Source organism: Ralstonia sp. RL, from assembly GCF_001683835.1.
Taxonomy (GTDB): domain Bacteria; phylum Pseudomonadota; class Gammaproteobacteria; order Burkholderiales; family Burkholderiaceae; genus Ralstonia; species Ralstonia mannitolilytica.
In genome coordinates this window covers 56,964-80,016 of record NZ_LWRX01000018.1, presented here as the reverse complement: position 1 = coordinate 80,016, position 23,053 = coordinate 56,964, and the positions used below count along the sequence as shown (strand labels likewise).

Sequence of the window (23,053 nt, the reverse complement as noted above, 5' to 3'; positions counted from 1 at the left end):
CTTAGAATCGCATATCGATTCGCATGCATCGATCAGTGGTTTTCCATAGTTATTTATCGATGCAGCACGTTCGAATATTGGCATAAGCATTGCATGAAGGTGAACCGGTCCCCGTGGATGTGCGTTTGGGGTGCGTCTTTTTTCGTTGCCTGGAGGGTTGTCATGTCTGTCGTCTCTTTTTCACGCCGCTTCACGCTCGGTGCCGCACTGGTCGGGTGCATGCTCGGCACCGCTTCGTTCGCGTGGGCACAAGGTGCAGGCGCACCGGCTACCTACAACGTCGGCGCCACGGCCACCGGCGTGCCGTTCACCTTCCTCGACGTGAAGACGAACTCCATCCAGGGGATGATGGTTGACACCGTCAACGCGGTGGCCAAGGCGGGCGGCTTCAACGTGAACGTGCAGCAGACGGTGTTCTCGGCGCTGATTCCGTCGCTCACGTCGAACAAGATCGACATCATCTCGGCGGCGATGCTCAAGACGCCGGCGCGCGCGCAGGTGGTGGATTTCTCCGATCCGGTCTACTCGTACGGCGAAGGCCTGATCGTCAAGGCGGACGACGCCAAGAACTACGCCACGCTTGATGATCTGAAAGGCGAAGTCGTGGGTGCGCAGGTCGGCACGGTGTTCCTCGACATGCTTAACAAGAAGGGCATCTTCAAGGAAGTGCGCAGCTACGACTCGGTGGCTGACATGACGCGCGACCTGGCGCTGGGCCGCATCAAGGCCGGCCTGGGCGACCAGCCGATCATCGCGTACCAGATCCGCCAGAACGCCTTCCAGGGCGTGAAGCTGGCTGCCGGCTACAAACCCGCCAACGTCGGTGATGTATGCCTGGTGGTGCGCAAGGGCGATACCGAAACGCTCAGCCGCCTCAACAAGGCCATCGCCAAGATCAAGGCCGACGGCACGCTGGATGCCATCGTGAAGAAGTGGGGCATCTGAATTCCGGACGGGTGATGCGCCATGAGTGTTGCAACGTTTCTTGAGCACGCGCAGGACTTCCTGCCGATCCTGCTGAAGGGGGCGGTGGTCACGGTGGAGGTGACCGTGCTGTCGTTCCTGCTTAGCAGCGTGATCGGGCTGGGGCTCGCGCTGATGCGCCTGTCGCCCGTCAAGGCCGTGTCTGCGGCCGGGGCGACGATCGTCAACATCATCCGCGGGCTGCCGATCATCGTGCAGCTCTTCTACATCTACTTCGTGTTGCCGGACATCGGCATTCAGCTCTCCGCGTTTCAGGCAGGCGTGATCGGGCTGGGCATTGCGTATTCGGCGTATCAGGCCGAGAACTTCCGCGCCGGCATCGAAGCGGTCGACCCCGGCCAGCGTGAAGCGGCGCAAGCGATGGGCATGCGTGGCACGCTCATCATGCGGCGCGTGATCCTGCCGCAGGCCTTTCGCATTGCGCTGCCGCCGTACGGCAACACGCTGGTGATGATGCTCAAGGATTCGTCGCTGGTGTCCACCATCACGGTGGCGGAAATGACGCGCGCGGGGCAGCTCATCGCCTCGTCCACGTTCCAGAACATGACGGTCTACACGCTGGTCGCGCTGCTCTATCTGGTGATGAGCCTGCCGCTGGTGTTCGGCCTGCGCAAGCTCGAACACCGCATGGGCGCGGGGAGGGCCAAACGATGAGCATGATCGAAATCCGCGATCTGCAGAAGCACTTTGGCGACCATCACGTGCTGCGCGGCGTGAGCCTGCACGTGAACAAGGGCGAGGTCGTCTGCCTGATCGGCCCGTCGGGCTCGGGCAAGTCGACCGTCCTGCGCTGCATCAACGGGCTGGAGTCGTACGACGGCGGCGAGATCCGCGCCTTTGGCGAACGCGTCGATCAACACAGCAAAACCATCCACACGCTGCGCAGCCGCATGGGCATGGTGTTCCAGCGCTTCAACCTGTTCCCGCATCGCAGCGTGCTCGAAAACGTGATGGAAGGCCCCGTCTACGTGAAGGGCGAACGCCCCGAAGCCGCACGTGCCAAGGCGATGGCGCTGCTGGAAAAAGTGGGCCTGGCCGCCAAGGCAGAGGCGTATCCGGCGCAGCTTTCCGGCGGTCAGCAGCAGCGCGTGGCGATTGCCCGCGCGCTGGCGATGGAGCCCGAGGCGATGCTGTTTGACGAGCCCACCTCTGCGCTCGACCCCGAACTCGTCGGCGATGTGCTGGAGGTGATGCGCGAACTCGCCCGCGAAGGCATGACGATGATCGTCGTCACGCATGAGATGGGCTTTGCGCGCGAAGTGGCCGACCGCGTGTGCTTTCTGCACAGCGGCACCATCGTCGAAGAAGGCCCAGCCGCGCAGGTGCTTGGCGCTCCGCGCCAGCCGCGCACGCAGGACTTTCTGCGCCGCGTGCTGCACAAACCCGCCGATGCTCCCACCGGAGACCTCGCGCCATGACGCAGCCGCAACTCGACATGGCTGCGGGCGGCGAGCCGCTGCCGCCCTCGCTATGGGCAGCGACGGCGCCTGCTGCACCGCCTACACCGCCGTTGACGGAATCGATCGCCACCGATGTGCTCGTCATCGGTGGCGGTTACACGGGGCTGTCCACCGCGCTGCATCTGGCCGAACGCGGCACGCAGGTCACCGTGCTCGAAGCCAACGATCCGGGCTGGGGCGCTTCCGGGCGCAACGGCGGACAGGTCAACCCGACGCTCAAGCACGACCCCGATGAACTGGTGAGCCTGCTGGGCGCCGCGCGTGCCGAACCGTTGATCGACACCATCTCGCGCTCCGCCGACCTGGTGTTCGACCTGATCGACCGGCACCGCATCGACTGCCAGCCCGTGCGTGCCGGGTGGCTGCAGCTTTCCTATTCAGACAAGGCCGTGCCCGCGCTGCACGCCCGCGCACGGCAATGGGAGAAGCGCGGCGTGCCGGTGGAAATGCTGGACCGCGCCGCCGTCGCGCAACGTGTGGGCACCGAGGCATTTGCCGGCGCGTGGCTCGACGGCCGCGCAGGCGCCATCCAGCCGATGGCGTATGCACGCGGCCTGGTGCGTGCCGCGCAGAATGCCGGTGCCGCCGTGCATGGGCGCACCGCCGTCACGGCACTCGAGCGACAGGGCACGCAGTGGATCGCCACGACCAGCACGGGCGCAACGGTGCGTGCGCAGCGCGTGGTGATCGCCACGAACGGCTACACCGGTCCGCTCTGGCCGGGCCTGGCGCAGACGGTGCTCTCGGCCAACAGCTTTATCGTCGCCACCAGGCCGCTCAAGACGGCTGAAGCCGAGCGCATTCTGGCGCGCGGCGAAACGGCTTCCACATCGCAACGGCTGCTGCTGTATTTCCGCAAAGACGCAGCCGGGCGCCTGCTGATGGGTGGACGCGGCTTCTTTTCCGAGCCGCGCGACGCGCAGGATTTTGCACACCTCGAACGCTCACTGGAGCTGCTCTTTCCACAACTCGGCCCGCTGGAATACGAATACCGCTGGGCGGGCCGCATCGCCATCACGCGCGATTTCATGCCGCACATTCATGAGCCGGCGCCAGGCATCACGATGGCGCTGGGCTGCAACGGGCGCGGCATCGCGTTGTGCACCAGCCTCGGCCAGCAGATCGCCGCACGGCTGGCGGGCAGTGGCGAGGCGTTTCCGTATCCCGTATCGCCCATCACGCCGATCCCGCTGCATGGCCTGCAGCGCTTCTACATTGCGGCGGGCGTGGCCTGGTACAGCCTGCTCGACAAGCTGGGCGGCTGAGTACAGCGACACCCCAGGCCGGTGCGGCATGGTCTAGGATGAAGGCTCCTTTTCGTCACATCCTGGGGGGACCCATGTCGCACCGCCGCCGTCTTGCGCTCGCTTGTGCGGGCGCCGCGCTGTTTGCTGCCGCCACGCCGTCGTTCGCCTATTTCCGCAACGTGCTCGCCAGCACGATCATCGGCTCGATGAGCCCGACGGAGTTGAAGTCGTTCACCAAGGCCATCGGCGATGTGCTGAAGAGCAGCGCCGACAACGCGCCCACGCAATGGACCTCGCCCGCCACAGGCAAGCAGCCTGCCGTCGACGCGACCATCACACCGCTGGAATCCAGGACCGACGCCGGCCAGCCGTGCCGCCGTCTGCAGAGCGAACTGACGCGCGGCAGCAGCAAGGAGCAGTGGACGGCATGGCTGTGCAAGCAGCCCAGCGGCGAATGGAAGTTGCGGCGGCTGGCGCAGTAAGGCATCGGCTACCGCGCAGTCTGTAGCGCGGGCGAGCCGCCCCGATCCAGCGGCTCGCCCACCGGCGGCACTCAGCGGGCCGCCCGAAACGCCACCGCCAACCCGAGCAGAATCATCACCATCCCCGCCATCGCGGGGAGCGCCAGGCGATGGCCGAGCACAAGGTCATCCAGCAGCGCCGTCACCACGGGCACGAGATAGAACAGGCTCGTCACGTTGACGAGATTGCCGCGCTGCATGAGCCGGTAGAACAGCAACTGCGCTCCCACTGACATCACCACGCCCATCCACAGCAAGGCGGCGATACCGGGCAAGCTTGGCGCGAGCGCCAGCGATTGCGCAGGCAGCGCGAAAGCAAACGCCGCACACAGCACGAGGCTCACCGCGTTCTGCAACGGCAGCGTATCGATGGGCGACTGGTTCAGCCGCTTCTGCCCGATGGCGCCGACCGTCATGCACAACAGCGCGGCCAGCGCATAGCCGAGACCGGCCATCGGCACCTGGTGCGCATCGGCGCCGCCCACCACCAGCGAAAGGCCGCCCAGCGCGAGGAGGAGGCCGGCCATCCGCGGTGCGGACCAGATACGTTCAGTCACGAGCAGCGTCAGCAGCGGCTGCACGCCGAGCACCGTGGCCAACAGCCCGGGCGTGAGGCCGCGGTCCAGCGCGAGCAAATAGCAGATCGAATAGCCGCCGGTCAGCAAGGCACCGGTGGCGGCCACCTTCAGCCGTGAACCCGGCGCCGGCCACCACTGCCCGCGCCGCAGGCCCAGGCCCGCCAGCACCAAAGACGCGAGCGCAAAGCGCCCGACCAGAAACGCGAACGCCGGGACATGCTGCACCCCGATCTCCGCAAAGATTGCACCGCTGCTCCACAGCAGCACGAATAGAACCGTCGCGCCGGACCCTGCCAGCGCGGCTTGCATGGAACGCATTCCACTCACCTGTCGAAAAGAGATGTCGGGTTCCGGCGCGCAGGCAAGCGCCTGCCTCGGGCGCGTGCCCGAGCCTGGTTCAGGTCAACCGGAAACGAAGCGGCTGGAAATCAGCCGAGAGCGGGCGGCGGCGGCTGTGCAGCGACCGCGTCGTAGCCCCAGGAGACGACAGGAGGCGGGAAGGGCCCCGGCTGCACGCACACGTCATCCACGCGGGCGCGATGGCCGGCGGCGAGGAGGGTGGCGTGAAGTCGGGACATGAAGACGAAGATTCAGAGAATCAGAGAGGCGATAAATCGGAATTGGCCGATGGCGTCTGAGCAGACTATCGGGATCGCGCGCTGGGCGCAAGGGCGGCGCGTTACGGTTACTTCAGGTACGACTTGATCACCTGCATCACCGCATCGAGGTCTTCCTGGCGTTGCGCCTCGGCAGGCTCCTTCACGACGTGATCGGTCAGGTGGCCCTCGATGACCGCCGCCATCAGTCCGTTGACCGCACCGCGAATCGCCGCGATCTGCTGGAGGATGGCGGTGCAATCGCCCTCGTCGGCGAGTTGTTTTTCCAGCGCAGCGGCCTGCCCCTGGATGCGCCGCACGCGCGCCAGCAGCTTGGCTTTGTCGCGGATGGTATGAGCCATGGGTCGGGTATCGAGGTGAGGTGAACGACGCGGGAGGGTAGCATCACTATACTGGGGGGAGTATATTTCGCCTACCCGATTTCACTGCCCTCCCCATGACCGCGTTCACCACCCTGCTGCAGCAAGGCAACGCCTGGCTGTTCGTTCCCAGTGCGATCCTGCTCGGTGCGCTGCATGGCCTGGAGCCTGGGCATTCCAAGACGATGATGGCGGCGTTCATCGTCGCGATCCGCGGCACGCTCACGCAGGCGGTGTTGCTGGGGTTGTCGGCCACGGTGTCGCATACGGCGGTGGTGTGGGCGGTGGCCATGGCGGGCCTGTACTTCGGCCGCAACTGGAACGCAGAAACCACCGAGCCATATTTTCAGATGGTGTCGGCCGTGCTGATCGTGGCCGTGGCAGCGTGGATGATGTGGCGCACCTGGCGCAGCACGCACGCGGCGCACGACCACGATCATCATCACCACGATCACGGCCATGGCGAGATCCAACGCATCGACACCGGCCATGGCGTCGTGCAACTCGCCATCTTCGAAGATGGCGTGCCGCCGCGCTTCCGGCTGACACGCGAGGGCACGCGCGGCACCGCATGGTCAGCCGAGCAGGTGCAGGTCGTCACCGAGCGGCCCGACGGCAGCCGGCAAACCTTCCGCTTCGTTCAACGCGATGGCTTTCTGGAATCGGAGCAGGCCATCCCCGAGCCGCACGCTTTTGTAGCGCGCCTGTCGCTCGGGCACGAACACCATCGGCATGACTACGACGTCACGTTCTCCGAGCATGATCACGGCCATGGCGGCCTCGATGTTTCATCTGCCGAATACCAGGACGCCCACGAACGCGCGCACGCCAACGACATCCGCCGCCGCTTCGCCAACCGTGAAGTCACCACCGGCCAGATCATCGTGTTCGGGCTCACGGGCGGACTGATTCCTTGCCCGGCGTCGATCACCGTGCTGCTGTTGTGCCTGCAGCTCAAGAAGATCACTTTGGGCGCGGCGCTGGTGCTGTGCTTCAGCATCGGGCTGGCGCTCACGCTGGTGGCCTCGGGCGCGCTGGCGGCGCTGAGCGTGAAGCACGTCTCCCGGCGTTGGGGCGGCTTTGGTGAATTTGCACGCAAGGCGCCGTACCTGTCAGGCGTGCTGATTGCGCTCGTGGGGTTGTACGTGGGGTGGCAGGGCGTGCATGGGGTGATGCAACTGCCGTAGCAACGGCTGCGTGTTTGGTGTGACAAGGCTGCATCCATTGCCGCATGGCCTGCGTATCTGCAGGTACAGGCTGGGGCTGGTGCGGCGTGCTTTTCGTCGATGCAGTGTCAGGTTTGCATGCGCACCGCGACCAACCTGTGGGTCCGGGCGGCCACGCGCCGCTAGCGATCCAATGGATGCCGCCTCCGGCGGCACGTTCACCGCACGAGGAGTTCATCATGCACACCCGCCGCCTTACCCTGGCCTTGCTTGCCACGCTTTCCGCTTCCGCCGCGCTGTTCATCGCCCAACCGGCCTCGGCCGCGCAGGCCAAGTACGACCCGTACACGCAAGGCGCCGTCGACAAAACGGACCCGTTCACGCAGGGCGCTGATCGCCAGGCCGACACCTATGGCTATCTGTCGTGGAAGTACGATCGTTTCGATCCATATGCGCAAGGTGCCGATCGGCAAACCAGCGCACACGACGTGCTCGCATGGCGCGGCGATACGAGCTACCCGGGCAGCACGGACGGCGCTCGTGCGTGACGGGCCGGCATGGCGTGAGAGGGACCGTGTAAGCGCGGCCCTCCACGCGAGCCTCACTTCACCGAGGTTGCCCCGTCGACGATCCGGTCATACAGGGCACGCGCTGCAGGCGACAACTGCGCTGCCTTGCGCGTGACGAGCACCAGCGTGCGCGACACTTCGGGCTCGACCAGCTCCACCGTACGAATCATCGGATACGCGTTCTTCTGCATCGCCAACCGCGGCACCACCGCTGCGCCCAGGCCTTCGGCCACCAGCCCGAGCGCCGTTGAACTGCGCTGCACTTCATAGAACGAATGCAGCGTCACGCCGCTCGCCTTGAGTGCGCCGTCGAGCAGGCTGCGGTTGCCGCTGACCTCGCCGGCAAAGATGAGCGGGTGCGGCTGCAGGGCCTGCCACCGGATGCGGCGCCGCTTGGCGAGCGGATGATCGTCGCGGCAGACGAGGACGTACGGATCGCTCGTCAGCGGCACGCTCACGAGTTCCGGATGCTGGTCACCGGCAATGCTGATACCGAACTCGGCCTCACGACGCAGCACCGCCTGCAGCACGGAGGCCGAGGCGTGGTCGAGAATCTTCACGCGATCGTGCGGCCGGTGCTCGGAGAACGCGCGCAGGATGCGCGGGAGGTAGTGCACGCCCACCGTCGGCACGCAGGCGATGGTGATGTCGCCGCGCTGGCTCAGGCCGGTCTCGCGAATCTCCGTGAGCGCCTCGGACAACTCATTGAGCAGCCGGCGCGCCTGCGGCAGAAAGCGCTGACCGATTTCGGTCAGCTCGGTCCGGCGCGTGGTGCGCTCCACCAGCGCCACACCAAGAAACGCCTCCAGCTTGCGCAGGCGCTGCGTGATGGCGGTCTGCGTCACGTGGAGTGTGTCGGCGGCTTGCGTAAAGCTGCCGCTCTCCGCAATCGCCACGAATGCCTGCACGCCGAGCGTATCGATTTTCATTAGATAAATGAATGAATTCCAGCAATGAATTCATTTTACTGATCTCCCGCCGCGCCACAGAATGCCCGTGTTCGATCGCAACCCCGGCAAGGAGAACCAGCATGACCACGCAGCACGATTGGAGCGCAGATCAGTACGTCCGGTTTGAAGAAGAACGCACGCGGCCTGCCCGGGACTTGCTGGCCGCCGTGCCGCAAACGGCCATCCGCAGCGCCGTCGACATCGGCTGCGGGCCAGGCAATTCCACCGAGGCACTGATGGCGCGCGCGCCCGGCGCGGCCGTCCGCGGATTCGATACTTCGGCCGACATGATCGAGGCCGCGCGCAAGCGCCTGCCGCACGTGGATTTCGAGATCGCCGACGTTGCCACGTGGAACCCGCCCGAACCGTTCGATCTGATCCTGGCGAACGCCGTGCTGCAATGGTTGCCCGATCACGGCACGCTGTTCCCCAAATTGATCGACAAGCTGACGCAGGGCGGCCACCTGGCGGTGCAGGTGCCCGACAACCTGGACGAGCCGACGCACCGCCTGATGCGCGAGGTGGCTGCCGACGGTCCGTGGGCCGGCAAGCTCAAGGGCGTCGAACGCACGGAGCGGTTTGACCCACGCCGCTACTACGCCAAGCTGTCACCGCTGTGCAGTCGGGTGGACGTATGGCGCACCACGTATTACCACCCTCTGCGGGGTGGCGCGGATGCGGTGGTGGAATGGCTGAAGGGAACCGGCCTGCGACCCTTCCTCGCGGCGTTGAACGAGGACGAGCGTCCCGCATTTCTCACCCGCTATCGCGACGCGATTGCCCAGGCCTATCCGGCACTCGACGACGGCACGGTACTGCTGCCGTTTCCGCGTCTCTTCATCGTGGCGACGCGCAAGTAGGCGCAATCGCAGAAGCAGAAACGCCGCCATGAAAAAAAGCCCGACGGCAAATACCGGCGGGCTTTTTTATCCGACTTCTGCGTCGCTTAGCGCGACGGGTTCAGGGTCAGGTTCATGTGACGGTTCACATCCTTGTACAGCAGGTAACGGAAGCGGCCAGGGCCACCCGAATAGCAGGCCTGCGGACAGAACGCGCGCAGCCACATGAAGTCGCCGGCTTCCACTTCGACCCAGTCCTGATTGAGGCGATAGACGGCCTTGCCTTCGAGCACGTACAGGCCGTGTTCCATCACGTGGGTTTCGGCAAACGGAATCACGCCGCCCGGCTCGAACGTGACGATGTTGACGTGCATGTCGTGGCGCATGTCGCTCATGTCGACAAAGCGCGTCGTCACCCACGCGCCGTTGGTGCCCGGCATGGGGATCGGCTCGACGTCCTGCTCGTTCGTCACGAAGGCTTCCGGCAGGGGAATGCCATCGACGACCTGGTAGTGCTTGCGGATCCAGTGGAAGCGCACCGCGGCGTCGCTCACGTTGTGCAGCGTCCAGTCGGCGCCCGGCGGGATGAACGCGTAGCCGCCCGGCGTGAGCGTGTGCTTCTTGCCCTGCAGCGTCAACTCGGCTTCCCCTTCAACGACGAACAGCACGGCCTCGGCGTTCTTGTCCTGCTCGGGCTTGTCGCTGCCGCCGCCCGGGTTCACTTCAACGATGTACTGCGAGAAGGTCTCGGCAAAACCCGACAGCGGGCGGGCGATCACCCACAGGCGCGTCTGGGTCCAGAACGGCAGCCAGCTTGTGACGATGTCGCGCATCACTCCCTTGGGGATCACCGCGTACGCCTCGGTGAACATCGCGCGATCGGTCAGCAGATCCGTCTGCGGCGGATGGCCGCCATGCGGCGCGTAATACGTGGTCTTAGACATGTTGCATTCAGGCAATGGGTTGGTCCGGCCCCGGGCGCAAACAGCAACAGGCGGTTCGTACGCGGGCGGCGTTGACGATAGCGAAGTCGCCCACAATCGACCAATTAAATGTTCCGATAACTTCCATTCGATTTGCCACTACCGCGCCAGCATCAGATCGAGGTTCTGAACCGCTGCGCCGGATGCACCCTTGCCGAGGTTGTCGAACACCGCCGTGAGCAGGACCTGGCCGTAGTCGTTGGCGAACACGCCCAGCCGCATGTCGTTGGTGCCGTTGAGCGCCTGCGGGTCGAGATGCGGCAAGGCGGACGGCGCCTGCAGCGGCATCACGTCCACATGCTGCGCGCCGGCGTAGTGGTCAGCCAGACATGCGTGCAGCGCCGTCGCATCAACGTCGGCGTTGAGCAGACGCAGCTCCAGCGGCACCGTAAGCACAATGCCCTGGCGATACGCGCCGTAGGCCGGGACGAACATCGGCCGCTGCGTGAGTCCGGCGTGCAGTTGGATCTCGGGCGTGTGCTTGTGCGCCAGACCCAGCCCGTACACCTGGAACGGCAGGGCGTTTGCTGCCTCGGGCCCCTCGTACGTTTCCACCGCGGCGCGGCCACCCCCCGAATAGCCGGACACGGCATGAATGCTGATCGGGTAATCCGCCGGCACAAGGCCCGCCTGCACGAGCGGGCGCAGCAGCCCGACCGCGCCGGTCGGGTAGCAGCCCGGGTTGGTCACGCGCGAGGCGCCCGCAACACATTGAGCTTGCCCTTCGCTCATCTCCGGAAAGCCGTAGACCCAGCCCGGCGTGGTGCGATGCGCGGAGCTTGCGTCGATCACGCGCACGCGCGGGTTGACGATGGCCGCGACCGCCTCGCGCGCGGCCGCATCGGGCAAGCACAGGATGGCGATATCGCAGGCGTTGATGGCCTCGGCACGGCGTTGCGCGTTTTTGCGGGCGTCGGCGGGAAGCGTCAGCAGTTTCAGGTCTTGCCGCTCGACGCGGCCGCGCAGACGTTCGTGGATTTGCAGGCCGGTGGTGCCTTGGTCGCCGTCGATGAAGACGAGGGGCGTGGACATGGCTGGCGCTCCCAGGGAAAGAAGATGGTGATGAATGCGAGCCTCCATCTTCGAGCGCGACCTAGAATATGAAAAGTTGAATTTCACAACCGTCACATTCAGCTTTTCTGAATCATGCGAGAGATCAGCCTGGACCGCCTGCGCACGCTGGTCGAAGTTGCCCAGCGCGGTTCGTTTGCCGACGCGGCGCGGGCGCTCCATCTGGCGGCGCCCACCGTCAGCCTGCACATTGCCGAACTCGAAGATCGCGTGGGCGCGCAGTTGCTCTCTCGCAAGCGCGGGCAGGTGCAGCCCACCGCCATCGGCGAGGTGATGGTGGAGCGCGCCCGCAAGCTGCTGGCCGATGCCGAGCAGGCGCTGGACGACATCCAACGCCAGGTGCAGGGACTGAGCGGGCGCGTACGGCTGGGCGCGTCCACCGGCGCCATCGCCCACTTGCTGCCGCAGGCGCTGGAGGTGCTGCGGCAAGACCACCCCGGCATCGACGTGCAGGTGGCGGTGCTCACGTCGCAGGAAACGCTGGCGAGGCTCGCCGATGGCGCGCTCGACATTGGCCTCGTGGCACTGCCGCAATCGCAGGTGGCGGGGCTCGCCATCAAGCCATGGCGGCGCGATCCGGTGATGGCGTTCCTGCCGGCGCACTGGACGAGCCCCGCGCGCATCACGCCGGCTTGGCTGAGCGCGCAGCCGTTGATCCTCAACGACGCCACCACGCGTCTGTCACGCCAGACGACCGAGTGGTTCGCCACGGACGGTTATCACCCCGTGCCGCGCATCCAGCTCAACTACAACGACGCCATCAAGAGCCTGGTCGCCGCCGGTTATGGCGCCACGCTGCTCCCGCACGAGGCGTCCGCCGCACCGTCGGATGTGCGCATCACCATGCGGCCGCTGCGGCCTGCGTTGTGGCGCGAACTTGGCATCGCGCACCGGGCCGGCCACGTCGAGCGATCGACCCAGCATGTGCTCGACGTGCTTTGGATGCTGCGCGCGAAATAGCGCATTGCGCGCCTTGGCACCGTGACGAGGCGGAGAATCCGATGAATAAAGTTTGACTTCTTGTGTCGTGACAACTATCGTACGATATGTTTTTCGACATAACCCGGCGCGCCTAGCTGCCCATTCCGAGCCGCGCGCGCCGCCTCCTCCCTTTCTTTCGTCGCCCTCATGCCTCTACTTGATCCCTCGCGCGAGCGCCGGTTGCTCTGGCTGCTCGCGCTCACGCAGTTCACCGTCATCATGGATTTCATGGTGATGATGCCGCTCGGTCCGCAGATCATGCATACGTTTGGCATCGGCCCGGCGGCGTTCGCCACGGCCGTGTCGGTGTATTCGCTGTGCTCGGGCGCTTCCGGCCTGCTGGCCGCCACGTACATCGACCGCTTCGACCGGCGACGCCTGCTGCTGACCGTCTATGGCCTGTTCACGCTCGCCAACCTGGCGTGCGCGCTGTCCGGCAACTACGCCATGCTGCTGTTTGCACGCGCGTTTGCGGGCGTCACGGGCGGCGTGCTCGGGTCGATCATCCTGGCCGTGCTCTCCGACGTGATTCCGCCCGCGCGGCGCGGCGCGGCCACGGGCGTGGTGATGTCGTCGTTTGCGCTGGCAGCCATGGCGGGCGTGCCCGTGGGCATTGCGATTGGCGCGCACTTCGGCTGGTCGGCGCCGTTCTTCCTGCTGACGGCGCTCACGGTGCTGATCTGGCTCGGCGCGCGTCAGACCGTTCCGCCGCTGGCCGGACACCTCGCCGACAAGCGCAGCCAGACGTTCGGCGATGTCCTCGTCAACCTGTGGCGCCTGCTGACCAATCCGGGCCATCTGCGCGCGTTCGTGCTGACCTTCGTGATGATGGGCTCGCACATGCTGGTGATCCCGTTCATCTCGCCGGTGCTGGTGGCCAACCATGGCGTGGCGCCGCAGGATCTGTCGTGGCTGTACGTGGCGGGGGGTGCGGCGTCGTTCTTCACGTCGCGCGCGGTCGGCAAGCTGGCCGACCGCTACGGCCGGCGCCGCGTGTTCGTGGCGGCCACGCTGCTTGCCTGCATTCCCGTGCTGGTGATGACACATCTGCCCGACTGGCCCTTCGTTGGCATGCTGCTGTTCTTCCCATGCTTCATGGTGGTGCTGTCCAGCCGCATGGTGCCGATGCAGGCGCTGATGACGACGGTGCCGAACCCGCAGGTGCGCGGTGCGTTCCTGTCGGCCAACAGCGCCGTGATGTCGGTGGGCACGGGCGTGGGTGCGTGGCTGGGCGGCCTGCTGCTCGGCAATGGCGCGGCGGGCCACATCCAGGGTTACGGATTGAACGGCTGGCTGGCGGTGGCGGCCGGCCTGTTCTGCGTGTTCTGGATCAGCCAGGTGAAGGGCTCCGACGAGCGCGGCGATCCGTCGCTGGCGGCGCCGGCCGGCCCGTCTGCGCCGCAGCCGGTGCCGCAAGCCCCGCAGGCGGAGAAGGCCTGAGCGCTACTCGGCTTCGAGCACCGTCTTGAGCTTCACCAGGTCGCGCTGCACCCATTCGGCATCGGCTTCGAACTGCGCGTCGTCCATGTTGGGCTGCTGAAACAGCGTGAGCGAGACCGTGGTGCCGGGGCCATTACGCACCACGCGCAGCGGCACATAGACGACATTGCCGTCGGGCATCCGCACCCAGTGGTCGGCGATGCCGAAGTCGTTGGGCGGGCTGAAGCGGATGAACACGTTGCCATCGGTGCCGGCAGGCGCCTTGGCAATCCATTCGTCAGGCGCCGCGCCAGAACCCTGCGTGCCGGGTGCGAGCCCTTCGGACAAGCCGGTCGCCCAGATCGGGAAATTCAGCGGCTCGGCGAGGAACGCGGCCACGTCGTCAAAGTGGCGTTCGACGTTGATGCTCAGGGTGCGGACGTTGTGCAGCATGAGGCCTCCGTGTGCGGCGCGCGCCGGTGCCGGGCAGTATAGGCGGCGCTCAGGCCGGCAGTTTACGGAAACTGACCGCCAGGCGGTTCCACGTGTTGATGGTGCAGACCAGCAGCGTCAGGTCGACCAGCTCGGCGTCGGAAAACTGCGCGCGCGCGGCCTGCCACACGTCGTCGGGCACGCGCGTTTCGCCGACGCGCGTGACGGCCTCGGTCCACGCCAGCGCGCCGCGTTCGCGGTCGGTGAAGAACGGCGTCTCCTGCCAGACGCACACCGCGGCCAGGCGCCGCTCGTCTTCGCCGGCCTTGCGCGCATCGGCGCTGTGCATGTCAACGCAATAGGCGCAGCCGTTGATCTGCGAGGCGCGCAGGCGCACGAGTTCGGTCAGCGGTTTTTCGAGCGAGCTTTTGCCCAGGGCTTTTTCGAGGCCCATGACGGCCTGGATGGCGGCGGGGTTGCTCTGGTAGAAATCGAGGCGGGGTTCCATGGCGGGCTCCTGGGGTTTCGTGCTGGAGGATCGAAGGCAGTCTAGGGTCCACCGTGGCGCCGTGGAATCGCCAATCGGCGTGAATATCAGGTAGCCACCTTGCCGAGCGCTTCTGCCAGCTTGCCGAGCGCCGTGTCGATCTCCGCCACGTTCACATGCCCGTAGCCGAGCAGCAGGCCGGGCTGCGGCGGCTGCGCCACGAACATCCGCGCCGTGCCGTACAGGCCCACGCCAACGCTGTGCGCGATCTGGAGCAGCTCCGCTTCCGGCAGCCGCGCCTGCACGCGCGCCGCCATGTGAATGCCCGCGGCAGACGGCAACGGTGCCAGCCACGGCGCCAGCGGGCCTCGCAGATGCCGCAGCAGCGCCGTGCGCCGGGCCGCATATTCCTTGTGCATGCGGCGCAGGTGCTTGGCGAAATCGCCATCGAGCATGAACTTGGCCAGCGCCGCCTGCATGAGCGATTCGCTGTGCCAGTCGGCCACCTGCTTGGCGTGCCGCAGCGGCGCCACCAGGGAGGCCGGTGGCACCATGTAGCCGATGCGCAGCTCCGGGAAGATCGTCTTGGAGAACGTCCCCACGTAGGCCACGCAGCCGGCGGCATCGAGGCTCTTGAGCGATTCCATCGGGCGGCCGTCGAAGCGGAATTCGCTGTCGTAATCGTCTTCGACGATCAGCGCGTCATGACGTTGCGCCCAGTCGAGCAGTTGCGCGCGGCGCGCGAGGCTCATCGGCATGCCGAGCGGAAACTGGTGCGATGGCGTCACGTAGACGAGCCTGGCCTGCGGCGGCAGCGCCTCGACGACCAAGCCCTGCGCATCCACCGGCACCGGCACGACGTTCGCGCCGAGCGCCTGCAGAGCGATGCGCACGGGCGGATAGCCGGGGTCCTCCACCGCCACCGTATCGCCGGGGCGCACCAGCACCCGCGCGATGAGGTCGATGGCCTGCTGCGCGCCATGCGTGACGATGATGTCCGCCCACGCACACACCACCGCACGGCTGAAGGCGAGATAGCGCGAAACCGCCAGCCGCAGCGCCTGGTCCCCGCCCGGATCGTGATAGCCGCCGCGCCCGCGTGCCTGCTGGCGCAGGGCGTGCGCCACGCAGCGGCGCCATGCGTCGAAGGGGAAGAGACGCTTCTCGGTCACGCCGCCGGCAAAGTCGTACACCACGTTGGCGCGCGGCATCGGCAGCACGGCCGGCACCTCATTCCACGGCGTGTCAAACCGGCGCACCGGCGGCGTGGGCGAGCCGAGCTGGGCGGCGGCCGATGCCGGCGGCGTGCGCGCACGCAAACCTTCGGCGGCCTCGGCGACAAACGTGCCCGAGCCGGGGCGCGATTGCAGGTAGCCCTCCGCCACCAGACGCTCGAACACGTCCAGCGTCGTCTTGCGGGATACGCCGATCTGCAGCGCAAGGTCGCGCGTGGAGGGTAGCCGCTCGCCCGGCACGAGCCGGCCATCGAGGATGGCGGTGCGGAGCTGCCGATAGAGCTGGCCGGCAAGGTCATGCCGGCCGTGGATCGTCAGATGGACATCCATCGTGGGCGCAGTGGGCGAGTGGGCTGCGCCATTCTACGGCGACGTTCAGCCCTCGCGGCCGTCCACGCGCGCGGTCATCAGCCACGGGGTGTAGCGCCACAGGTAGGCCGCAAACCCGGCGACCCACAACGCGCTGGCCGCGCCGATCCACACGCCGCGCGGCAGCAGCGCCGGCCCGGCAACGCGCACGATGGCAGCCAGCGCGATGGCGGCGTAGGCGAAGTTCTCGGCGCCGCCCGTGCGCAGCAGCCGGCCGGTGTGGCCCAGTGCCGTGCGCGTGATCATGCCGACGATGGCGCAGCCGATCGCGCCTGCGGTCAGGGCATGCAGCGCGGTGGAGCGGCTGCCCCAGCCAAGCGCCGCGGCCGCCAGCATCGCAAAGCCGATCGGCAAGAACCCATAGGCCACATGCAGGATGGCGACCATGGGCGTGCGCAACGTGCGGCGCGTATCCCAGCCGCTCCAGCGGGCGCCGTGAAGCACCGCCGCCGCGGCGAACACAATGGCCGGCACGATGCCTTCCACAGGCGCCGCCAGCACCACCACGGCCAGGGCCGTTGCAGGCACGATCGCGCGCTCCACCCAGACCACGGTGCGGACGCGCACGTCCGGGATGGCGTTGGCCGTCAACATCGGGAACACGCGCCCGCCGATCACGGTGACGAACACGCAGACGAGGCCCGCCGCCGCGTCAAGGCAACGCAGCGCGACGAGGGGCTCGCCGCAGAGGAGCGCCGCATGGAAGCCGGCGTTGATGGTGCCCAGCACCAGCAGCGCAATCGCCAGGCCGTAGTTGCGCACGCTTTTCGCGCGCCGCAGGATGCGCAGGAATGTCACGCCGCACAGCGGCAGAAAGGCCACGTCCACCGCCACAGCCAAGGGCGCAGGGCCCGTCCACATCAGTACGCGCGCGGCGAGCCACAACGCGGCAAGCGCGGCGAGATGCATGCCTCGCGGCGTCTGCAGCCCCGTCCAGTTCTTGCCGGCGGTGAAAAGGAAGCCGACCACCACGGCAGCAGCAAAGCCGAACACCATTTCGTGCGCGTGCCAGAACAGCGGCGCCATCGTCGACGGGCCCAGCGCCGCGGGCAGCCACCCCAGCAGCGACCCCGCCCACAGCGCCATCCCGAGCGCGGCAAACGCTGCCGCCAGCAGATAGAACGGCCGGAAGCCGAGCGCCAGGATGGGCGGCCCCGCGTAACGTGGGCGGCCGTCCACGGCGGGCTGGCCGGCAAGGATCCGTTGCACCGGGGCTGGGCGGGACATGGTGTTGGGCGGCGGGCGCACTTAAAGGATGTCGTCAAGCAGGTCGGGCCCGAACACCTCGCGGTGGATGCGCTCGGCCGGCACGCCATTGGCGAGCAGCGCCGCGCGTTGCGCCTGCATGAAGGGCAGCGGGCCGCAGAGGTAGAAATCCGCATCGGTCGTGTTATCGCGCAGGAAGGCGTCGACCGCCATGCGGCCCGGCTGCGCCGGACGCGCGGCAAACTCGACGGCCTCGCCTGATTCGAGGAACACATGCGCCTCGAACGCCGGCAACGCCTGCGCGGCACGCTCCAGATCGTCGGCGTGGGCGACGTGCGATGCGGCGCGGTCGGCATGGCCGAACACGACCCTGCGCGCGCTGTTCTGCTGCGCGAGCGTGTTCAGCGTCGCGATCATCGGCGTGATGCCGACGCCAGCCGACATCAGCACGATGGGATTGCCGGTGGCGAGCTGCGGCACGAAATCGCCATAGGGCCGGCTGACGAGCAGCACCTCACCCTCGCGCGCGTTGGCATGCAGCCAGTTCGACACGGTCCCGGCAGGGCGGTCTGCATCGCCGGCATCCCGCTTGACCGAGATGCGCCACGTGCGGCCGTTCGGCGCATCCGACAGGCTGTACTGGCGCTGCTGCAGTGCGCCCGGCGCGAGCTCCACCTGCACCGAGATGTACTGGCCCGGCAGGAAATCGCCCAGCGGGGCATCGCCCACGGCTTCGAGCGTGAGCGAGACCACGTCGATCGCCTGCTCGCGACGTTCGACAATGCGCACGGGCTGGCGGTGGTCCGGGCCGCTGCCGCTGTGCTGGTACAGGCGTGCTTCGGCGGCGATCAGCTCGGCGGCCAGCAGCCAGTACGCCTCGTCCCAGGCGGCGATCAGCTCGGGCGTGGCGGCGTCGCCCAGCACCTCGGCAATCGCGCCAAGCAGGTGGCGCGCAACGATCGGGTAGTGGCTCGGCTTGATGCCCACGGCAGCATGCTTGTGCACGATGCGGTTGACCACCGGCGCAAGCGCCGCGTTGTTGCCGTAGTTGGCGGCGTACGCAAACACGGCAGACGCCAGCGATTGCTGCTGCAGCCCGTTCGCCTGGTTGCCCATGTTGAACACGTTCGTCAGCTCCGGATGGCTGGCGAACAGGTTGCGGTAGAACGTCTGCGTGATCGTCAGCCCGTGCTGGCGCAGGACGGGAACACTGGCGTCAATGAAAGGCCGGGACTTTTCGGACAGCATGCTGGCTCCAAATATGCGTAGTAGATGCATCAAATAAAACGCGGAAGCGCCAGCCTGCGTGCCGACGTGCCCGCGAACCAGGCAACCGCTTGCGTTGGATTCTATTAAAGATGCATTTGCAATACAACAAAATGAACTGCGGCAAAGCGGCGCATCGCCCGGGCGGCTTCCCCGATAAGATTCGGCTCTTCTGAATGTTTTCCGCAGCCCGCCATGCGACTGACCGACTACACCGACTACGCCCTGCGCACGCTCATCTACGTGGCCGTGCATCCGGACGAGCTCGTCACGATCCAGCGCATCGCGGACACCTTCGGCATTCCGAAAAACCACCTCATCAAGATCGTCCAGCAGTTGGGGCAGGACGGCTTCCTGCGCACCGTGCGCGGCCGCGCCGGCGGCATCACGCTGGGTCGGCCTGCCGCCGAGATCAACCTTGGCGACGTGGTGCGCGCCACGGAACCGGACTTCCGCATGGTCGAGTGCTTCCATGCCGACGAGAACCACTGCGTCATCACGCGCGTGTGCGGCCTGCGCGGCGTGCTGCACGCGGCGTTGCAGGCGTACTTTGATGTGCTCGATCGCTATTCGCTGCAGGATCTCGTCGACAAGCCCCGCGCTGTGAGCCGTGTGCTGGGAGCTGCCACACCGCTGCCCATGCCAGTTGGGCCCGGCAAGGCGGTGCCGCGCGCGTAGCGTCGTCTCACTCCGCTGCGGCGTCTGCCTCCTGACCTGCGGGCAGGCATGTTCGGTGCTGCACAACCGCTGTCGGCCGCGCCATTCCGGTGTCGGCCCGTTCAACAGATCAGCGGAGGTGTCATGAAATCGACTCGCGACAAGAGCGACAGGAGCAAGCACGCATCGCATGCCAAATCGACGTCGCACGGCAAGCACAGCAGCGCATCGAAGGACGCGTCCAAGGAGCGCAGCAGCCACGCCAGCCACGGCAAATCGAGCGAACGCGCGGGCGCCAAGTCCAACGAGCGCGGCGCACATGGCGGCAGCGGCACCCGCGAGCATGCCAAGCATTCGCCCATCGGCATCCAGAAGGCGCTGAAGGGGGCTTCGTACCCGGCGCGCAAGCAAGACCTGCTGGAAACGGCGCAGGCCAACGGTGCAGACGACAGCACCCTGCAGACCCTGCGCGACATGCCGGACGACGAGTACGACACGCCGGCCGCCGTCTCCAAGGCCATCGGCCACGAGATGTGACAGCCACGCACAGGAGGACGATTCCATGCAGAACAGCACATCAACGCACCGCTTCGGCGCCCGACGCATCGCGGCGCTATGCCTGGCCGGCAGCCTCGGGTTCTTTGGCGCGCTGGGCGCGGCCGGGGCGGCCACCGACAAGGCCGACACCACGTACGTCACCAAGGCGGCAGCGGCCGGCATGCTCGAAGTGCAGGCCAGCCAGACCGCCATCACGCGGGCAAGCAACCCAGACGTACGCGCCTTCGCGCAGCGCATGGTGAAGGATCACACCGCCGTCGGCGACGAATTGAAGAGCCTGGCCGGCAAGAAGGGCATCACCGTGCCCGATTCGCTGCCCCCGGACGAGCGCGCCAAGGTCGACAAGCTGAGCGCCATGGAGGGATCGAAGTTCGACAAGGCCTATGCCGAGGAGATCGGCGTGAAGGCGCACAAGGAGGCCGTGGCGCTATTCGACCAGGCGTCGAAGAACGCGAAGGATCCGGACATCAAGGCGTTCTTCACGAACAACCTGCCGGCCTTGCGCGAGCACCTGCAGATGGCGCAGCAGTTGAAACCCGCCAAGTGAGTCAGCCCATCGAGATGAGGCCATCATGAACAGCCGACACCAGAAGGGCGCTGGGCACCCGCCCGGCGACGACACGTATCTGACCGACGTATCCGAAACCGATGAAGAAGGCACCACCGTGCGCGAAGCCGAAGTGCGCGAGCGCGACATGAGCGAGGTGGGCGGCCGCAAATCGCACCACCAGCCGGCCGGCGAGGAAGAACGCGATACGTCTTCCAAGGACGCGCCCTGACTTGGGCGTGCATGCATCAGCCGGACAGCGGCCCCCTTTTGCGGGGCCGTTTGTTTTGGCTGCGGCACGGTGGCGCGGCTCTGTCCGGATCTGCCATTGGTGCCGGTGCAGTCACGCAGCGGTGCGGATCATGCGACCGGCGGCACGTCGGCGCGACGTAGCCACACCGTCACGGCAAGGCCTTGGCCGCCCGGGCCGGGTGCGAGCGCAATCTGCCCGCCCATGCGGTCGACGATCTGTCTCACGATCGCCAGGCCGAGGCCGCTACCTTGCGTGTGGACCGCGAGGCGCGTGAACCGCTCGAACACGCGCGCATAGGCCTCGGGCGGAATGCCGGGGCCGTTGTCGATCACGGTCAGCATGGCCCAACCGTAGTCCGCCGAAACCTGCACCGTTACGCGGCCACCTTCCTGCGTGTAACGCACGGCGTTATCGACGAGGTTGAACAGCATGGCGGCGATCAGCGTGCGGTTGCCCACTGTCCACACCGGCTGTTCGGCCGGCTCCATGCCCAGATCGATACGGCGGCCATCGGCCAACAGCGCGAGGTCTTCGAGCACGGTGCGCGCCACCTGTGAGAGGTCCACCACCTCGCTCGTCGCGGCCGAGGCTTCGGCCTGAGACAAGAGCAGCAAGTCGTTGATGAGATCCGCCAGATTGCGCGTGCTGGTGCGCGCGGCCTTCAGGACTTCGTGCAGCGCAGCATCGGCGTTGGCTTGCGCCGCCACCTGCATCTGCGTATCGAGAATCGCCAGCGGCGTGCGCATCTGGTGGGCAGCATCGGCAATGAAGCGCTTCTGCGTGAGCGCGTTGTCGGCAATACGCTGCAGGTACTGGTTGAACGCGCCGGCAATCGGCTGCAGTTCGTGCTGCAGGCCGTCGGGGTCGAGCGGCGCAAGGTCGGTGGGCGCCCGTGCCGACACATTGCCGGCCAGCCGCAAGATCGGTCGCAGCTCCAGCGTCAGGCCGATGAGGATCATCGCCAGCGCCAGGCCCACGAGCGCGAGTTGGCGCACCGTGGCCGGCCACCACAACTGGCGGATCATCGCGTCGCGCCCGTTCGTGGTTTGCGCGACGCGCGTGACGACGCGCTCGGTGCGGCCGGCGTCGTACATGGTGCGCACGACGGCGGCCACGTGCACGGGCCGGCCTTCCACGGTATCGGTGTAGGTGCCGGCGTCCGCTAGGCCCGCCGCATCAAACGCAGGGCGCGTGCCGAAGTCGAGCCGCCCGGCCAGCAGCCGGCCATGCTCGGTGCTGACCTGGTACGTGACCTGGTCGCGCACGGGGCTTTCGGGCGCGGCAAACACCGCCAGCGCGGCCGGCGGCACCGAGACGCGCAAGCGGCCTTCGTCCCATTCGACCTGGCCGCTGATCATCTGCGCGGCCGTGTCGAGCGCGTGAAAGTGCACGAGATCGGCGTTGTGGCGTGCGGCGGCCAGGTCCAGCCAGCCGTCCGCCGCCACATAGACGACCAGCGGCAATGCCAGCCACAACACCAGCCGCGCACGCAGGCTGTGCGCCCGCGCGGGGGCGGGGCCGGACTGCGCTGGCGCTGGATCAGGACTGCGCAGCGGAGGCATCGCGCAGCAGGTAACCGAGGCCGCGCAGCGTGACGATGGTGGCAGCGGAATGCTCCAGCTTCTTGCGCAGGCGGTGGATGTAGATTTCGATGGCTTCGGGGCTGGCTTCGTCGTCCATCCCGAACACGCCGTTCACCAGCGCCGGTTTGGAGACCGTGCGCCCGAGCTTGAGCATGAGGATTTCCAGCACGGTGTGCTCGCGCGCAGGCAGCACCAGAGGCTGGCCGGCCAGATTGAAGGTGCGGCTGCCGGTGTGGTACGTCAGGTCGCCGCATTGCAGCTCGACGGATTGGTCGGGCGCGCTGCGCCGCACCAGCACCTGGATCCGCGCAATCAACTCGCGAATCTCGAACGGCTTGACGAGGTAGTCATCCGCGCCGGCACCCAGGCATGCGACCTTGTCGTCGATCCCGCCGCTGGCCGTGAGGATCAGCACCGGCACGGCGTTGCGCCGTCCGCGCAAACGTTGCAATACGCCTTGCCCCGACAACGTGGGCAATTGCAGATCGAGCAGGACCACGTCGTAGTGTTGCGTGAGCAACAACGTGTCGGCAGATTCGCCATCGGTGGCGTGATCCACGGTGAAATGGGCGCGGCGCAGGGCTTCAGACAGCCAGTGCGCCAGCGGGGCGTTGTCTTCGATCAGGAGCAGCTTCATGCGAAAACAGCGCGTCCGAAAAATGAAAGCGATTTGTGGGTTGCCGCTTCCTAGAATGGTGGCGGCTGCCTACGCGCGC

At 66.8% G+C, this 23,053-nt stretch carries 26 protein-coding genes; 14 read left to right on the top strand and 12 right to left on the bottom strand.

Features of this window, described 5'->3' with window-relative positions; translation table 11 throughout:
* The first annotated feature begins 162 nt into the window (after positions 1-162).
* The 5 genes from A6M56_RS03065 to A6M56_RS03045 all read left to right on the top strand — a co-directional run bounded on the left by A6M56_RS03065 (position 163) and on the right by A6M56_RS03045 (position 4,173).
* A complete protein-coding gene (locus tag A6M56_RS03065) occupies positions 163-945 on the top strand; it encodes an ABC transporter substrate-binding protein (protein ID WP_180964274.1) in 783 nt (260 codons plus the stop codon).
* 21 nt (positions 946-966) lie between these two features.
* Complete coding sequence (gene ehuD, locus A6M56_RS03060) at positions 967-1,638, top strand: ectoine/hydroxyectoine ABC transporter permease subunit EhuD (RefSeq protein ID WP_045785367.1); 672 nt, start codon at positions 967-969, stop codon at positions 1,636-1,638.
* 2 nt (positions 1,639-1,640) lie between these two features.
* Complete coding sequence (locus A6M56_RS03055; protein WP_286757745.1) at positions 1,641-2,402, top strand: amino acid ABC transporter ATP-binding protein; 762 nt, start codon at positions 1,641-1,643, stop codon at positions 2,400-2,402.
* Positions 2,399-3,709 carry an NAD(P)/FAD-dependent oxidoreductase gene (locus tag A6M56_RS03050; RefSeq protein ID WP_102080458.1) on the top strand — a complete coding sequence of 437 codons (1,311 nt, stop codon included), beginning with the start codon at positions 2,399-2,401 and terminating at the stop codon, positions 3,707-3,709. Before A6M56_RS03055 ends, A6M56_RS03050 begins: the two co-directional genes overlap by 4 nt.
* A 74-nt stretch (positions 3,710-3,783) precedes the next feature.
* The gene (locus tag A6M56_RS03045; protein WP_102080457.1) at positions 3,784-4,173 is read left to right on the top strand and encodes an RT0821/Lpp0805 family surface protein; all 390 of its coding nucleotides are present in this window, start codon (positions 3,784-3,786) and stop codon (positions 4,171-4,173) included.
* Positions 4,174-4,244: 71 nt separating this feature from the next.
* Here A6M56_RS03045 and A6M56_RS03040 read toward each other — a convergent pair whose 3' ends face one another.
* A complete protein-coding gene (locus tag A6M56_RS03040) occupies positions 4,245-5,108 on the bottom strand; it encodes a DMT family transporter (protein WP_102080456.1) in 864 nt (287 codons plus the stop codon).
* A 367-nt stretch (positions 5,109-5,475) separates the two neighbouring features.
* The gene (locus A6M56_RS03035; RefSeq protein ID WP_062737648.1) at positions 5,476-5,748 is read right to left on the bottom strand and encodes a metal/formaldehyde-sensitive transcriptional repressor; all 273 of its coding nucleotides are present in this window, start codon (positions 5,746-5,748) and stop codon (positions 5,476-5,478) included.
* 95 nt (positions 5,749-5,843) lie between these two features.
* Between A6M56_RS03035 and A6M56_RS03030 the strand changes: the two genes are divergently transcribed.
* Both A6M56_RS03030 and A6M56_RS03025 read left to right on the top strand, forming a co-directional pair.
* Positions 5,844-6,953, top strand: a complete 1,110-nt coding sequence (locus A6M56_RS03030; protein WP_102080455.1) for a nickel/cobalt efflux protein RcnA — start codon at positions 5,844-5,846, stop codon at positions 6,951-6,953.
* Positions 6,954-7,171: 218 nt separating this feature from the next.
* The gene (locus tag A6M56_RS03025) at positions 7,172-7,480 is read left to right on the top strand and encodes a hypothetical protein (protein ID WP_027678745.1); all 309 of its coding nucleotides are present in this window, start codon (positions 7,172-7,174) and stop codon (positions 7,478-7,480) included.
* 53 nt (positions 7,481-7,533) lie between these two features.
* Here the strand turns inward: A6M56_RS03025 and A6M56_RS03020 are convergent, their stop codons facing one another.
* Complete coding sequence (locus tag A6M56_RS03020) at positions 7,534-8,430, bottom strand: LysR family transcriptional regulator (RefSeq protein WP_102080454.1); 897 nt, start codon at positions 8,428-8,430, stop codon at positions 7,534-7,536.
* A gap of 101 nt (positions 8,431-8,531) precedes the next feature.
* Here A6M56_RS03020 and tam point away from each other — a divergent pair, with 101 nt between their 5' ends.
* On the top strand, positions 8,532-9,311 hold the full coding sequence (gene tam, locus A6M56_RS03015) for a trans-aconitate 2-methyltransferase (protein WP_102080453.1): 780 nt from the start codon (positions 8,532-8,534) through the stop codon (positions 9,309-9,311).
* Positions 9,312-9,397: 86 nt separating this feature from the next.
* Here tam and A6M56_RS03010 read toward each other — a convergent pair whose 3' ends face one another.
* Positions 9,398-10,234 (bottom strand): bifunctional allantoicase/(S)-ureidoglycine aminohydrolase, encoded by an 837-nt coding sequence (locus A6M56_RS03010; RefSeq protein WP_027678748.1) that lies wholly within the window; start codon positions 10,232-10,234, stop codon positions 9,398-9,400.
* A gap of 138 nt (positions 10,235-10,372) precedes the next feature.
* Positions 10,373-11,305, bottom strand: a complete 933-nt coding sequence (gene argC / locus A6M56_RS03005; protein WP_102080452.1) for an N-acetyl-gamma-glutamyl-phosphate reductase — start codon at positions 11,303-11,305, stop codon at positions 10,373-10,375.
* A 114-nt stretch (positions 11,306-11,419) separates the two neighbouring features.
* Between argC and A6M56_RS03000 the strand changes: the two genes are divergently transcribed.
* Both A6M56_RS03000 and A6M56_RS02995 read left to right on the top strand, forming a co-directional pair.
* A complete protein-coding gene (locus tag A6M56_RS03000) occupies positions 11,420-12,304 on the top strand; it encodes a LysR family transcriptional regulator (RefSeq protein ID WP_045785357.1) in 885 nt (294 codons plus the stop codon).
* A 168-nt stretch (positions 12,305-12,472) separates the two neighbouring features.
* The gene (locus A6M56_RS02995; protein WP_102080451.1) at positions 12,473-13,765 is read left to right on the top strand and encodes an MFS transporter; all 1,293 of its coding nucleotides are present in this window, start codon (positions 12,473-12,475) and stop codon (positions 13,763-13,765) included.
* 3 nt (positions 13,766-13,768) lie between these two features.
* Here the strand turns inward: A6M56_RS02995 and A6M56_RS02990 are convergent, their stop codons facing one another.
* The 5 genes from A6M56_RS02990 to A6M56_RS02970 form a co-directional block, all read right to left on the bottom strand.
* Positions 13,769-14,197, bottom strand: coding sequence for a hypothetical protein (locus A6M56_RS02990; RefSeq protein ID WP_045785355.1), 429 nt, complete (start codon positions 14,195-14,197; stop codon positions 13,769-13,771).
* A 49-nt stretch (positions 14,198-14,246) separates the two neighbouring features.
* Positions 14,247-14,684: a carboxymuconolactone decarboxylase family protein gene (locus A6M56_RS02985; protein WP_102080450.1), complete on the bottom strand. Its 438-nt coding sequence runs from the start codon at positions 14,682-14,684 to the stop codon at positions 14,247-14,249.
* Positions 14,685-14,770: 86 nt separating this feature from the next.
* On the bottom strand, positions 14,771-16,228 hold the full coding sequence (gene pdxR, locus A6M56_RS02980) for a MocR-like pyridoxine biosynthesis transcription factor PdxR (RefSeq protein ID WP_045785353.1): 1,458 nt from the start codon (positions 16,226-16,228) through the stop codon (positions 14,771-14,773).
* A 45-nt stretch (positions 16,229-16,273) separates the two neighbouring features.
* Positions 16,274-17,494 carry an NnrS family protein gene (locus tag A6M56_RS02975; RefSeq protein ID WP_102080948.1) on the bottom strand — a complete coding sequence of 407 codons (1,221 nt, stop codon included), beginning with the start codon at positions 17,492-17,494 and terminating at the stop codon, positions 16,274-16,276.
* A gap of 21 nt (positions 17,495-17,515) precedes the next feature.
* Positions 17,516-18,721, bottom strand: coding sequence for a globin domain-containing protein (locus A6M56_RS02970; RefSeq protein ID WP_102080448.1), 1,206 nt, complete (start codon positions 18,719-18,721; stop codon positions 17,516-17,518).
* 213 nt (positions 18,722-18,934) lie between these two features.
* Here A6M56_RS02970 and A6M56_RS02965 point away from each other — a divergent pair, with 213 nt between their 5' ends.
* The 4 genes from A6M56_RS02965 to A6M56_RS02950 all read left to right on the top strand — a co-directional run bounded on the left by A6M56_RS02965 (position 18,935) and on the right by A6M56_RS02950 (position 20,733).
* Positions 18,935-19,417 (top strand): RrF2 family transcriptional regulator, encoded by a 483-nt coding sequence (locus tag A6M56_RS02965; protein ID WP_102080447.1) that lies wholly within the window; start codon positions 18,935-18,937, stop codon positions 19,415-19,417.
* 123 nt (positions 19,418-19,540) lie between these two features.
* Positions 19,541-19,933: a DUF2795 domain-containing protein gene (locus tag A6M56_RS02960; RefSeq protein WP_045785350.1), complete on the top strand. Its 393-nt coding sequence runs from the start codon at positions 19,541-19,543 to the stop codon at positions 19,931-19,933.
* A gap of 25 nt (positions 19,934-19,958) precedes the next feature.
* Positions 19,959-20,501, top strand: coding sequence for a DUF4142 domain-containing protein (locus tag A6M56_RS02955; protein ID WP_102080446.1), 543 nt, complete (start codon positions 19,959-19,961; stop codon positions 20,499-20,501).
* A gap of 25 nt (positions 20,502-20,526) precedes the next feature.
* A complete protein-coding gene (locus tag A6M56_RS02950; protein ID WP_096744101.1) occupies positions 20,527-20,733 on the top strand; it encodes a hypothetical protein in 207 nt (68 codons plus the stop codon).
* A 128-nt stretch (positions 20,734-20,861) separates the two neighbouring features.
* Here A6M56_RS02950 and A6M56_RS02945 read toward each other — a convergent pair whose 3' ends face one another.
* Together A6M56_RS02945 and A6M56_RS02940 are read right to left on the bottom strand one after the other, a co-directional pair.
* Entirely contained in the window at positions 20,862-22,316 is a 1,455-nt protein-coding gene (locus tag A6M56_RS02945; protein ID WP_286757740.1) for a sensor histidine kinase, read from the bottom strand.
* Positions 22,294-22,974: a response regulator gene (locus A6M56_RS02940; protein ID WP_045785346.1), complete on the bottom strand. Its 681-nt coding sequence runs from the start codon at positions 22,972-22,974 to the stop codon at positions 22,294-22,296. The genes A6M56_RS02945 and A6M56_RS02940 overlap by 23 nt, the downstream gene beginning before the upstream one ends.
* Positions 22,975-23,053: the final 79 nt, after the last annotated feature.